At 68.0% G+C, this 13,028-nt stretch carries 12 protein-coding genes; 10 read left to right on the plus strand and 2 right to left on the minus strand.

The features are described from left to right. The 7 genes from ILP86_RS07685 (at nt 1) to ILP86_RS07715 (ending at nt 8,349) form a co-directional block, all read left to right on the plus strand. The gene (locus ILP86_RS07685) at nt 1-897 is read left to right on the plus strand and encodes a F0F1 ATP synthase subunit gamma (RefSeq protein ID WP_046748243.1); all 897 of its coding nucleotides are present in this window, start codon (nt 1-3) and stop codon (nt 895-897) included. 21 nt (nt 898-918) lie between these two features. After that, nucleotides 919-2,373 carry a F0F1 ATP synthase subunit beta gene (gene atpD / locus ILP86_RS07690; protein ID WP_058631290.1) on the plus strand — a complete coding sequence of 485 codons (1,455 nt, stop codon included), beginning with the start codon at nt 919-921 and terminating at the stop codon, nt 2,371-2,373. A gap of 2 nt (nt 2,374-2,375) precedes the next feature. Next, on the plus strand, nt 2,376-2,636 hold the full coding sequence (locus ILP86_RS07695; RefSeq protein WP_046748245.1) for a F0F1 ATP synthase subunit epsilon: 261 nt from the start codon (nt 2,376-2,378) through the stop codon (nt 2,634-2,636). 76 nt (nt 2,637-2,712) lie between these two features. Next, nucleotides 2,713-3,459 carry a YaaA family protein gene (locus tag ILP86_RS07700; RefSeq protein WP_193761719.1) on the plus strand — a complete coding sequence of 249 codons (747 nt, stop codon included), beginning with the start codon at nt 2,713-2,715 and terminating at the stop codon, nt 3,457-3,459. 141 nt (nt 3,460-3,600) lie between these two features. After that, nucleotides 3,601-4,434 (plus strand): DUF5684 domain-containing protein, encoded by an 834-nt coding sequence (locus tag ILP86_RS07705; protein WP_179515943.1) that lies wholly within the window; start codon nt 3,601-3,603, stop codon nt 4,432-4,434. Between the two features lie 299 nt (nt 4,435-4,733). Continuing rightward, nucleotides 4,734-5,531, plus strand: coding sequence for a PP2C family serine/threonine-protein phosphatase (locus ILP86_RS07710; protein WP_046748247.1), 798 nt, complete (start codon nt 4,734-4,736; stop codon nt 5,529-5,531). A gap of 58 nt (nt 5,532-5,589) precedes the next feature. Further along, complete coding sequence (locus tag ILP86_RS07715; protein ID WP_193761720.1) at nt 5,590-8,349, plus strand: FtsK/SpoIIIE domain-containing protein; 2,760 nt, start codon at nt 5,590-5,592, stop codon at nt 8,347-8,349. A 33-nt stretch (nt 8,350-8,382) separates the two neighbouring features. Here ILP86_RS07715 and ILP86_RS07720 read toward each other — a convergent pair whose 3' ends face one another. Next, nucleotides 8,383-9,378, minus strand: coding sequence for an asparaginase (locus tag ILP86_RS07720; RefSeq protein ID WP_061016581.1), 996 nt, complete (start codon nt 9,376-9,378; stop codon nt 8,383-8,385). Nucleotides 9,379-9,445: 67 nt separating this feature from the next. Between ILP86_RS07720 and ILP86_RS07725 the strand changes: the two genes are divergently transcribed. Next, nucleotides 9,446-9,940, plus strand: a complete 495-nt coding sequence (locus ILP86_RS07725) for an OsmC family protein (RefSeq protein WP_058631286.1) — start codon at nt 9,446-9,448, stop codon at nt 9,938-9,940. A 29-nt stretch (nt 9,941-9,969) separates the two neighbouring features. On the opposite strand, the gene ILP86_RS07730 is transcribed toward ILP86_RS07725, so the two are convergent. Continuing rightward, on the minus strand, nt 9,970-10,767 hold the full coding sequence (locus ILP86_RS07730; protein ID WP_046748251.1) for a 1-acyl-sn-glycerol-3-phosphate acyltransferase: 798 nt from the start codon (nt 10,765-10,767) through the stop codon (nt 9,970-9,972). A 123-nt stretch (nt 10,768-10,890) separates the two neighbouring features. On the opposite strand from ILP86_RS07730, the gene ILP86_RS07735 reads away from it, so the two are divergent. Together ILP86_RS07735 and dxr are read left to right on the plus strand one after the other, a co-directional pair. After that, nucleotides 10,891-11,853, plus strand: coding sequence for an FKBP-type peptidyl-prolyl cis-trans isomerase (locus ILP86_RS07735; RefSeq protein ID WP_193761721.1), 963 nt, complete (start codon nt 10,891-10,893; stop codon nt 11,851-11,853). A gap of 37 nt (nt 11,854-11,890) precedes the next feature. Beyond that, entirely contained in the window at nt 11,891-12,973 is a 1,083-nt protein-coding gene (gene dxr, locus ILP86_RS07740) for a 1-deoxy-D-xylulose-5-phosphate reductoisomerase (protein WP_113680852.1), read from the plus strand. Nucleotides 12,974-13,028 lie beyond the last annotated feature (55 nt).

Raw genomic sequence — 13,028 nt, forward strand, 5'->3', positions numbered from 1 at the left:
ATGGGCGCTCAACTCCGGGTCTACAAGCAGAAGATCTCTTCTGCTCAGACGACCAAGAAGATCACGAAGGCGATGGAACTCATCGCGGCTTCGCGCATCCAGAAGGCGATGGCACGCGTCAAGGCGTCCACCCCCTTCGCGCGAGCCGTGACGAGGGCCGTGTCGGCCGTCGCGACGCACTCGAACGTGGATCACCCGCTGACCCGCGAGTCCGAGAACATCACCCGCTCCGCGGTCGTGATCTTCTCCTCGGACCGCGGTCTCGCCGGAGCCTTCAACTCGCAGATCCTCCGTGAGGGTCTCGAGGTGGCAGAGCTCATGCGCGAGCAGGGCAAGGAGCCGGTGTTCTACCTCATCGGCCGCAAGGCCGTCGGATACTTCCAGTTCCGACGGATCGCTGCGGCCGCGGAGTGGACCGGCGACACGGACACCCCGTCGTTCCACACCGCCGAGGAGATCTCGGCGACACTGCTCGAAGCGTTCTCCCGTGGAGGACAGGACGGCGGCGTCGATGAGATCCACCTCGTGTACAACCGTTTCGTCAGCATGATGACGCAGTCGCCGGAGTCCGTGCGTCTGCTCCCGCTGGAGATCACGGAAGCCGATGAGTCGGAAGCCGGTAACACCGTTTACCCGCTGTACGAGTTCGAGCCGGACGCCGAGACTGTTCTCGACGCGATCCTGCCGGTGTACATCCAGAGCCGCGTCTTCAACGCTCTCCTGCAGTCGTCCGCCGCCAAGCAGGCAGCGACGCAGAAGGCGATGAAGTCGGCCAGCGACAACGCCGACAAGCTCATCACCGACTACACCCGTCTGCGCAACAATGCGCGTCAGGCGGAGATCACGCAGCAGATCGCCGAGATCGTCGGCGGGGCCGACGCTCTCGCGAGCAAATAGACCATCAGGAAAGAGACGAAAATGACCCTCACCGCTCCGGCTGACCAGCCGGCGACCGCGGTCGTCGGGCGCGTCGCACGCGTCAACGGTCCGGTTGTCGACATCGAGTTCCCGCACGACTCGATCCCCGACATCTACAACGCGCTGAAGACCACCATCGCGATGGGCGAAGAGTCCACCGAGATCACTCTCGAGGTCGCTCAGCACCTGGGCGACGACCTCGTCCGCGCCATCGCGCTGAACCCCACCGACGGCATCGTCCGCGGCCAGGAAGTCAGCGACACCGGCGAGGCCATCTCGGTCCCCGTCGGCGACGTCACCAAGGGCAAGGTGTTCAACGTCATCGGCGAGGTGCTGAACCTCGAGCCCGGTGAGACGATCGAGGTCACCGAGCGCTGGCCCATCCACCGCAAGGCGCCGAACTTCGACCAGCTCGAGTCCAAGACTCAGATGTTCGAGACCGGCATCAAGTCGATCGACCTCCTGACCCCGTACGTGCTGGGTGGAAAGATCGGTCTGTTCGGTGGTGCCGGTGTCGGCAAGACCGTCCTGATCCAGGAGATGATCCAGCGCGTCGCGCAGGACCACGGTGGTGTGTCGGTGTTCGCCGGTGTCGGTGAGCGTACCCGTGAGGGCAACGACCTGATCCACGAGATGGAAGAAGCGGGTGTCTTCGACAAGACCGCCCTCGTCTTCGGCCAGATGGACGAGCCGCCGGGGACGCGTCTGCGCGTCGCCCTGTCGGCTCTGACGATGGCGGAGTACTTCCGTGACGTGCAGAAGCAGGACGTGCTGCTCTTCATCGACAACATCTTCCGCTTCACGCAGGCCGGTTCCGAGGTCTCCACGCTGCTGGGCCGCATGCCCTCCGCCGTGGGTTACCAGCCGAACCTCGCCGACGAGATGGGTGTGCTCCAGGAGCGCATCACCTCGACGCGCGGCCACTCGATCACCTCGCTGCAGGCGATCTACGTGCCCGCCGATGACTACACCGACCCGGCTCCGGCGACCACGTTCGCCCACCTCGACGCGACGACCGAGCTCTCTCGTGAGATCGCCTCGAAGGGTCTGTACCCGGCCATCGACCCGCTGACCTCGACGTCGCGCATCATGGACCCCCGCTACTTGGGCGAGGACCACTACCGCGTCGCGACGACCGTCAAGCAGATCCTCCAGAAGAACAAGGAGCTGCAGGAGATCATCGCCATCCTCGGTGTCGACGAGCTCTCCGAGGAAGACAAGATCGTCGTGTCGCGTGCGCGCCGCATCCAGCAGTTCCTCTCGCAGAACACCTACATGGCCAAGAAGTTCACGGGCGTCGAGGGTTCGACCGTCCCGCTGAAGGAGACCATCGAGTCGTTCGACGCGATCACCCGCGGTGACTTCGACCACGTGGCCGAGCAGGCCTTCTTCAACGTCGGTGGCATCTCCGACGTGGAAGAGCAGTGGGCGAAGATCCAGAAGGAGAACGGCTGACCATGGCGCTGCATGTCAGCCTCGTCTCCGCTGATGCGGAGGTCTGGACGGGAGAGGCGAGCCTCGTGGTCGCCAAGACCGTCGAGGGTGAGATCGGCTTCATGTCCGGCCACGAGCCGGTGCTGGCCATCCTCGCCGAGGGCCAGGTTCGCATCACCCAGTCGGATGGCACCAAGGTGCTGGCCAACGCTCAGGACGGGTTCCTCTCCATGGAGGGCGACACCCTGACGATCGTCGCCGGCAACGCGGCTCTCATCGCCTAGCAGCATCTGTTCCACGCGTCCGCCTCGGCACCCTCAAGGGTCCCGAGGCGGACGCGTCTGTATCCACCGAGGTTTCATGAAGATCCTGCTCCCGCCGTCCGAGACCAAGCGTGAGGGTGGCGACGGTTCGCCACTCGATCTCGAGTCGCTCGTGCTGCCGTCTCTGTCGGCGCATCGCACTGCCGTCATCGATGCGCTGATCGAGCTCGCCTCCGATGAGGAGACTGCGCGTCGGGTGCTCAAGTTGAGTGAGCGTCAGAGCGGCGACATCGCGCACAATCGGATGCTGCGCTCAGCGCCCACGATGCCGGCGATCGATCGCTATACGGGGGTGCTGTTCGATGCTCTCGATCCCCGATCCTTGTCATCAGCCTCCCGCAGATGGCTCGGCGAGCATGTCTTGATCCACAGTGCGCCCTTCGGTCCTGTCGGTGCTCTGGATCAGGTGCCCATGTACCGGCTCGCGGCGGGGACGTCGGTTCCCGGGCTTCCTGCCCTTCGACGCCACTGGGCCACCGCGACATCCGCTGCTGTGGCGGAATCCGCACCCACGTTCATCCTCGACCTGCGGAGCGAGGCCTATGCCGCGTTGGGCCCCGTGCCCGATTCGGTCGCTTCTGCGTACGTCCGTGTCGTGACGGAACAGGGGAGAGCCCTCAATCACTTCAACAAGAAGTCCAAGGGCTTGCTCGTGCGTGCGATCGCCGAGGAGCGACCGCGCGTCACGTCCGCTCGGGGCTTCCGTGCGTGGGCGGACAGTCGGGGGCTGGTCTTCCGGGACGGTGAGGGCGACGGTGTCTGGGAGCTGGTCGTCGAGGAGTGACCGGCTCACCGTGGGCGATCGCGTTCCGCGGGAGAGATTCCCCCGAACGCGCCCGACGGCGTAAGGGACATGCGCGGAAACCCCGGGAAGCGCTAGTGTGTTCAGCGCATGATGACCCATCATGAACTTCTGGAGGGAACCATGAACGACTACTACGGCTATGACGGCCTGTCAGGCGGCGCGGTCGTCGCGTTGATCCTGGTCTACACGATCCTGCCACTCGCCATCTACGCGCTCTACTCGTGGTTCTACATGAAGATCTTCGAGAAGGCAGGCGTGCAGGGCAAGTGGCGCGCCTGGGTGCCGGTCTACAGCACCATGATCTTCTACAAGCTCGGTGATCTGAGCCCCTGGCTCGTCCTGTACCTCATGGGCGCCGGCATCGTCGGGGCGATCATCCCGTTCCTCGGCTGGTTCCTGATCCTCCCGCTCGTCGGCATCGCCGGTCGCGTCATCGACCTGATCGCCGCATGGCGCGTCGGTCTGAAGTTGCAGAAGGACGCCGTCTGGGTCGTGCTCTACTTCTTCCTGCCGCCGGTGTGGCTCGGTATCAACGCCTTCGACAAGTCGCGGTGGAACCCGGCCATCCAGCCCGCGTCCTGGGCAGCGAACGGCCTGCTCGGAGACCGGACGGTCTGGGACGGCATCCCCGCTCAGGCATCGGCTGCAGCTCCCAACGCTGGTTACGGTTCGCCCCAGGGCTACGCTCAGCCCGGCCCGCAGGGCTACGCCCCGCCGGCGCAGCCCGGTTACGCGCCGCCTGCACAGCCCGGTTACGCGCCGCCTGCTGCACCGGCAACCGGCGCACCGGTCCCTCCGGCCACCCCGCCCGCGGCACCGACCCCTCCGCCCGCGGCACCGTCGGCTCCGCCCGCGGCACCGACCACGCCGCCTGCGCCCCCGACGGCTCCGCCCGCCGCACCGCCGGCTTCGCCCACCACTCCGCCCACGGATCCCACACAGCCGCCGGCGTGATCATCTGACGAGATGGCATCGTCTGGCACAGAGCCCTCGACTCCTGTCGGGGGCTCTGTGCTGTTCCGGCTGGTTCTCCACCCGCAGCGCCCGCTAACGTGGACGATATGCTTTCGTCCCCGTACCGCGCAGGCACCCCCGGTCACATCTTGCTTCTCGGCTCAGTTCTCGCGGGCTCGCTGCCTTCGTCGGCGGCTCCGGACGCACGAGCGTGATCGCGGTGTACGTGACTTCTACTACGATGTGTTGTGAGTATCCTGCGACCGTCCGACCCGCCGCAGGCCCATCGGAGGCAGCACGTGGCTGAGACGAAGACGCAACGGATCACGGTTGCGCAGCGCACGCTGCTGCTCTCCTGGTCCGGTATCACCGATCAGGGGCGCCGTCGCGAGACGAACCAGGACGCCTTCTTGGCCGACTATCCGCTGTTCATCGTCGCAGACGGCATGGGCGGCCATGCCGGTGGCGAGATCGCGAGTCAGAGCACGGTGTCGCGCCTCCAGGCCATCGTCTCGTCGGGGAAGGTCGATCGCCCGTCGATCGAGAGCGCACTCGAGCTGGCTGTCGGCGACATCGCCGACCACCCCGAGACCACCGACGAGGGCACGGGCACCACGCTCACGGGCGTCTACCTCGATACCGAGGGCGACGAGGCCCAGTGGATCGCCTTGAACATCGGCGATTCCCGCGTCTACCTCCTTCGGGACGACAAGCTGGTGCAGATCACGACGGATCACTCGGTCGTGCAGGAACTGATCACGGCAGGCAAGCTCAGCCCGGAGGAAGCCGAAGGGCACCCCTACAGCAACGTCATCACCCGCGCGGTGGGAGCGAGCGAACTCACGGCGCCGGACTACGTCTCCATCGACGTGCGACCCGGTGACCGGTTCGTCGTCTGCTCCGACGGGCTCACCAAGGAGCTCACCGACTACGGGATCCAGCACTTCCTCCGCGAGCACGACGACCCGGGGGCGGCCGTCGATGCGATGCTCGCGGCGGCCCTGGAGAACGGCGGTCGCGACAACGTGACGCTCATCATCGTCCAGGTAACGTCTGAGGACGACTCCTCCTCCCCGATCGAGGACACCGCTCAATAGTGTCCTGAGGCTGTGGAGACTGCTCGACCACGGCCTGCGATGCGATCGACTCGAGGGCATGGATTCCCTCCCGATCGCCTTGCCGTCCGCGCAGGCACCACATCACCGCGCTCCTGTGCCGTTCCTGGCCGCTATCGTGCCGATCGCCGCCGGCGTGGTGCTGTGGTCGATCTCGGGCTCGCTCCTGGCTCTGTGCTTCGCGGCACTGGGGCCCCTGATGATCGGGGCATCGCTGGTGGACGCGGCTCGCCTCCGGCGTCGGGAGCGGCGACGCGGAGAGCAGAAGATCGAGGAGGGGTGGGCCACGGCGGAGGCCGAGCTGGTCCGCCGCCACAGCGAGGAGCGCAGGGCGCTGTGGCAGCGCCGCCCTGACACCGCGACCTGCATCGTGCGATCCCCGCTTCGAGGAACGCAACCCGTCGATGAGGAGACCTGGGTCGTCGTCGGCTCGGGCCCGACAGCGAGCGAGGTCCGTTGCACCGGGGGCGAAGATGAGCGCGGACGAGCCTTCCGCGAACGATGCCGTGTCATCGACGCCTCGCCCGTCGTCGTGCCTTTGGGGGGAGGGATCTGTCTCAGAGGAGCGGGTCCGCTGACGGCCGCCGCCGCGCGAGCTCTGATCCTGCAGCTGTGTCTACGCTTCGGGTCCGCGCAGTTCTCGCTCGTTCCGACAGGTGGCGTCGACCTCCTCGAGGTCGATCTCGTCGGCTGGGGACTCGGCGGCCTGCCCCATGCGAGACGGACTCGTCGCAGGGCGTTCCGGCTGGGGGTCGGGCCCTGCGCCGGGGAGAGACCGGACGCGGACGCGCTGATCTGCACAGCCGCTCCCGGTGAGGAGGTGCCGGAGGGTGTCACGACGGTGATCGACATCGTGGAGCCGGGTCTCGCAACGCTGCGTACGGCGAGCGGGACGACAGCCGTCGCCGTCGAGTTCCTCTCGTCGAGGCAGGCCGAAGTGCTGTCCAGCGAGATCGCGCACCGGGGTGACGAGGCAAGCGCGCCTCCCGATTCGGTGGCGCTTCACGAACTCGAACAACCGCACGAGGTCGAAGGGCTGGCGGCAGCGATCGGCCGGGGCGAGCGGGGGAGCATCGTGGTCGACATCGTCGACGACGGTCCTCACGCGCTCGTGACCGGCATGACGGGGACGGGGAAGAGTGAACTGCTCGTGAGCTGGGTCACCGCGATGGCATCGGTACACGGGCCGGACCGGGTGACCTTCGTCCTGGCGGACTTCAAGGGCGGCACCGCGTTCGAGCCGCTGCGTGCACTTCGGCATGTCGTCGCCGTCATCACGGATCTCGATGACGAGGGGGCCCGACGTGGCGTCTCCAGCCTCACGGCGGAGCTCCGCCGACGGGAGGCACTGCTCGCGGCGGCGGGGGCTCGCGATGTGCGGGAGGTCTCGATACCGAGGCTGGTGATCGTCGTCGACGAGTTCGCAGCGCTGCTCGCGGAGCACGCCGACCTGGGCGCGGTCTTCACCGATATCGCCGCCCGTGGCCGCGCGCTCGGCATGCATCTGATCCTCGGCACGCAGCGAGCTTCCGGTGTGGTCAGAGATGCCCTGGCGGCGAACTGCCCCCTTCGCATCAGCCTCCGCGTGAGCGACGCTGCCGACAGCCGGCTGATGCTCGGCAGCGAGGCTGCAGCAGCGCTCCCCGGGGACCCGGGATCACGGGGGCTCGCCCTGGTGCGGAGACCGACGGACCAGGAGGCCGTCGCTCTGCGGGTCGCCCTGACGGAGGCATCCGACCTCCGAGAGGTGGCGACGCGATGGGCGGCAGGAGGTCAGCCGTCCAGTCCCTGGCTGCCGTCGTTGCCCTCGCTGCTCCCACTCGGCGAGCTCCTCGGCGAGGCCGGCGTGGGATCCGACACCGTGGTCATCGGACGCGCTGACGACCCCGACCGGCAGGCGCAACCACCGGTTCTCCTGCAATGCGGGCGCGACCGGGGGATCGCGGTTCTGGGCGGGCCCGGTTCCGGCCGAACCACACTGCTGAGGACTGTGGCAGCCCAGTGCGATGACACCTCATGGATGTCCGGCGATGCCGAGGAGGCGTGGGATCTGCTCTCCGCATGGGCGGACGGCAGCCGGCGACCTCCGACCGTGGTTCTCTGCGACGATGTCGATGTGCTGGTGGGGAGCCTGCCGCCGGAGTACGGCCATCAGCTCGTCCAGCGCTGGGAGCAGGTGCTTCGCACGGCCCACGGCACGACCTTCGTGGTGACCGCGGCCAGGGCGAGCGGCGCCTGGGGACGTATGCTCGATCTCCTGCCGCGTCGCGCGCTGCTGCGTATGTCGACGAAGCTGGAGCATCTGGCGGCAGGAGGCGAGCCGTCCGGATTCCTTCGTGATCGTGCTCCGGGGCGCGCGAGGATCGGCGATCAGGAGGTTCAGCTGGCGTGGGCCGACGAAACGGAGTCCCATCGGCCCGCGGACCAGACGGCAGCGGTGTGGCGGCCGACGTCCGCGCTCACAGCGATCGTCACCGCCGGGGCTCAGGAGGTCATCGCCCGTCTGCGTCGCGCGCATCCGGACTGCGAGGTGAGGGAACCGGGGGCGGAGCCGGCGGAGACGGATCGGCCGTGCGTCGTGGTGGGCGATGCGGAGGCTTGGCAGCGGAACTGGACACTCTGGCAACGGGTGCGATCCCTGGGCGAGGTCCTCATCCGCTGCGAGCGTCCGGCTGATCTCCGCCAGTTGATCGGCGCCCGCGAGTTGCCCCCGTACGCCCGTCCGCATGCGGGTCGAGCGTGGTCCGTGATCGGGGCTGAGCTGCCACGAAGAGTGCACGTGGCCGAGCTGTCGCCGTGAGGAGCTCTGGGAGGTCGGAGGTGGGGCTCCCGGTCAGATGCCCGCGCCAGGGCGGATGGCACCGACGTCGGCGCCGCCGCCGAGCACAGTGAGGGGGAGAGCCTCGCCGAGGGCGGCCACATCCGCATCGGTCAGACCGCCCGCGCGCGCCAGGAGGGTGGCGGCCACGATCGTCGAGGCACGAGTCGCGCCGTCGAGCATCTTCAGAGCCACCGTCGTCCCGTTCGGGGAGACCATGACCATGACGCCCTCGGCGCCGTGCTTCGTGAACACGCCCAGCTTCTCCGTCGCGATCGTGTCAGGGCGACCCGGGCCCTCGATCGTCCACGGGTTCTCCCGTACAGCGCGAACCAGGGAACCGGCGACGCGATGCAGGGCGAACGGCGAGCGGTCGGACGCCGTTCCGATCCGATGGATCGCGCGTGCGAGACCGGTCAGGGTCGTCGCATGTACGGGCGCGCCGCACCCGTCGATCGCGGTGTGCGCGATCTTCTCACCCGTGAGGCGCTCGACGACGTCCCTGATGTGCTGCTGCAACGGGTGGGCGGGGTCGAGGTAGCCGTCGGTGGGCCAGCCGGTCGCGACACAGGCGCGGAGCATCGCGGCGTGCTTGCCCGAGCAGTTCATGCGCACGCGCGTGGGCTCACCGTGCTCGCGCACGAGCTCATCGCGCGTCGAGGAGTCGCTCGGCCACGACGCGGGGCAACCCAGGTCGTCCTCTGTCAGCCCGCCCTCTGTGAGGATGTCGCGCACCACGGACGCATGCCGATCGGTGCCGACATGGCTCGCCGTCGAGAGCGCGAGCTGTTCGCCCTCGAGGACGGCGCCCGCCGTGACGCAGGCGATCGCCTGCAGCGGCTTGAGGCTCGAACGCGGCAGGATCAGGGCGTCGGCGTTGCCGTGTCGGGCGACGATGTCTCCGTCGGGGGAGAGGACGACGGCCGCGCCGGCGTGGCGGGATTCGACGAATCCGCTCCGCTCGACGACGGCGAGTTCCACGGAATCCTGAACGGTGAGAGTCTCCAGCACCCGTCAACTCTAGCTCGGCGTGCGAGGCTGCTCGCGTCGCGTCGGACGAGCCTGACAGACTGGTCGCATGGCAGAGACCAGTCCTCGCACTCTCGGCGAACACCGCTATGCGCTCACATCGACCTGGACCGGCAACACCGGTACCGGGACAACGGGATACCGCGACTACCGACGCGATGTGACGATCGAGATCGAGGGCAAGCCCGATCTCCTCGCCTCCGCGGACAAGCCCTTCCGCGGCGACGCGTCACGCTGGAATCCGGAGGACCTGCTGCTCGCGTCGCTCTCCGAGTGTCACCTGCTGTCTTACCTCCACGCGTGTGTCACGGCCGGCGTCGTGGTGGTGTCCTATCGCGACCGGGCGACAGGAATGATGCGCGAGGACGGAGCGGGCGGAGGATCGTTCGTCGAGGTGATGCTGCATCCTGAGGTCGTCGTCGCCGAGGAGTCGATGATCGAGGCTGCGGAACGCGCCCACACCCAGGCGAACGAATGGTGTTTCATCGCGAACTCGATGAACTTCCCCGTGCGTCACGAGGCGAGGGTCAGCGCTCTCTCCTGAGCCGCGCCGCGATCGCGACGACGGGACGGTCAGCGACGCTCGTGCGGGAGAGCCTGCTTGATCTTCTCGATGGTTCCCTGCGCGGGAGCCTCGTTGTACGCACCCGCGAGCTCCTGGCCGGAGAGGCCGTGGATCGCGGCCATGATCTGGTCGGTCGCGAGGCGCCGAGCGCGCCCGCTGGTGGCCGGGCCGTGCGGCGAGAGGTCGAGCGGCTCGCCGAAGCGCACCGTGATGCGCTCCTTGAGCGTCGGCATCTTCGCTCCGACCGGCATCACCTTGTCGGTGCCGATGAGTCCGACCGGGACCACCGGAGCGCCCGTCTGCAGCGCGAGGAACGCGACTCCGGTGCGGCCCTTGTACAGACGACCGTCGGTGGAGCGGGTGCCCTCGGGGTACAGGGCGACGGCCAGGCCCTCATCGAGGAGCTGGCGCTGGAGGTCGAGGGCATCGAGCGCGGCCTGTCCCGCTCCCCGGCGCACGGGGATCGCGCCGATCGACTCGAAGAAGGTCTTGCTCATCCAGCCCTTGAAGCCGGTGCCCTCGAAGTACGCCGACTTCGCCAGGAAGTGCACGGGGCGGGGCGCGGCCACCGGGATCGCTATCGAGTCGATGAACGAGAGGTGGTTGCTCGCGAAAATCACGGGGCCTTCGAGCGGCACGTTCTCTCGCCCCTCGATCCGCGGCCGATAGACCAGACGAGCGAGCGGGGTGATGAGGCTCCGCCCCAGGGTGTAGGCGAACCCGGCGTGGCGGGGCTTCGCAGTCGTCTCGGGTGAGGATTCCTCTTCTGACGAGGCTTCGGGCTCGACGGACTGCTCAGAGGTCATCAGAGCAGATTACTCCCGGATCCATGCCGGCGTGGGAATGAAGACTTGCGCCGCGCCTCCCAGCGCGGGCAAAGGGGTATGAGGCAGGATGGAGGTTCCCGCCCGCGATCCTGAGGTCTCACTGTGCGCAAGCGTCCGCTCCTCGTCCTGTCCACTGTCGCTGCGGCGACCCTCCTGCTGGCCGGCTGTGCCGGTGGCGGTGCGCCCGAGAGCTCGGGCACCCCTTCGCCGTCCGCGTCGAGCGGGTGTCTGCTGAACGCGCAGCCCGGAGAGACGTCGGATGCGGTGACGGTCGATGGCGAAGGTCTCGACGCGAAGATCACCGTCCCCGCCGATGCCGCCTTCGCTGACGTGGAACGGACCATCGTGGCCAAGGGCGACGGCGATGAGGTTCTCGCGAACGATCTCGTCGGCGTGAAGTTCCAGATCGTGGATGCCGCGACAGGCGAGGTCGTCGACTCCTCCGCCCGGAACGAAGGCGGCGAGGCCTCCGTCCTCCTCGACCAGAACAGTGCGTCGCTCTTCATCGCCGCGCTCGAGTGCCAGCCGCTCGGCACACAGGTGGTGCTCGCGCTGCCCGGCAAGGTCTTCGGTGACGGCGGCACGAACAAGGTCGTCTATGCGGAGGCGGTCGAGAAGCTGCCGGAGGTGGCCACGGGCACCCCGGTCGACCCGACGCCCGGCATGCCGACGGTGAAGCTCGACGACAAGGGCGCTCCGACCGTCACGATCCCGGACGGCGACGCGCCGACCGAGACGAAGGTCGCCGTCCTCAAGCAGGGCGATGGTGCGACCGTGGGCACGGGCGACCTCGTGGTCGTGCAGTACCTGGGCGTGAAGTGGTCCGACGGCAAGGAGTTCGACTCCAGCTGGAGCCGCGATGCCGCTCCGACGCAGTTCCAGACCACGGGCGTCGTCGCGGGCTTCCAGAAGGCGCTCGAGGGTCAGAAGGTCGGCTCGCAGGTCGTCGTCGTCATGCCGCCCTCCGACGGGTACGGCGCGAGCGAGGGACACGAACTGCAGAACGAGAGCCTCGTGTTCGTCGTCGACATCCTCGCGACGACACCGGTTCAGGCTCAGCAGTAGCCGCTGCGGAGCCGCGGGCGTGACCTAGGCTGGCGGTATGCGTCGCGTCATCGTCCTCGGCTCCACCGGCTCCATCGGCACCCAGGCACTGGATGTGATCCGTGCCAATCCTCGTCGCTTCGAGCTGGTCGGTCTCGCCGCTGGTTCCAACGCCGAGTTGCTGGAGGAGCAGGCCGCGCAGTTCCAGGTCGAATCCACCGCTCTCGGTGCTGTCGAGGCGGAGCAGCTCGTCCGTGACGTCGAAGCCGATGTGGTGCTCAACGCCATCACGGGCTCGATCGGACTCGGGCCGACGCTCGCCGCCTTGAAGGCGGGCCGCACTCTCGCCCTCGCGAACAAGGAATCCCTCATCGTCGGTGGCGACCTGGTGCTCGCCGCCGCTGCCCCCGGACAGATCGTCCCGGTGGACTCCGAGCACTCGGCCCTCGCGCAGGCTCTGCTCGCGGGCACTCATGCCGAAGTGCGCCGTCTCGTCGTCACCGCGTCCGGCGGCCCGTTCCGAGGACGCAGCCGTGGCGAGCTGACCCAGGTGACTCCGTCGGAGGCGCTCGCGCATCCGACATGGGACATGGGACGCATGGTCACGACGAACTCCGCGACCCTGGTGAACAAGGGACTCGAGGTGATCGAGGCGCATCTGCTCTTCGACATCGCCTACGACGACATCGAGGTCGTGGTCCACCCGCAGTCGATCGTGCACTCGATGGTGGAGTTCATCGACGGGTCCACCATCGCACAGGCCTCACCGCCCGACATGCGCCTGCCCATCTCGCTCGGTCTGGACTGGCCGCACCGCGTCGGAGGCGTAGGGCGACCGCTCGACTGGTCCGCTGCGACCTCATGGACGTTCGAACCGCTCGACGGCGAGGCCTTCCCGTCCGTCGCTCTCGCGAAGTCGGTCGGACGCGCCGGCGGCACGTTCCCCGCGGTCTACAACGCGGCGAACGAACAGGCTGTCGACGCCTTCCACGAGGGCCGGCTCTCGTTCCTCGGGATCGTCGACACCATCGCCCGCGTCGTCGACGCGCATGACGCGCCCGATGTGCTCACCGTCGAGACGCTCGCCGAGGCGGAGGCCTGGGCGCGCGCGACGGCGGACCGGATGATCGCTGCGGCCTGACCGCGGGGGGCATCCTCGTCGCATCGTCCTGCACGTCGGCACCGGAGCGCGGGTG

The sequence above is a fragment of the Microbacterium sp. R1 genome (genome assembly GCF_015159725.1).
GTDB lineage: Bacteria > Actinomycetota > Actinomycetes > Actinomycetales > Microbacteriaceae > Microbacterium > Microbacterium oxydans.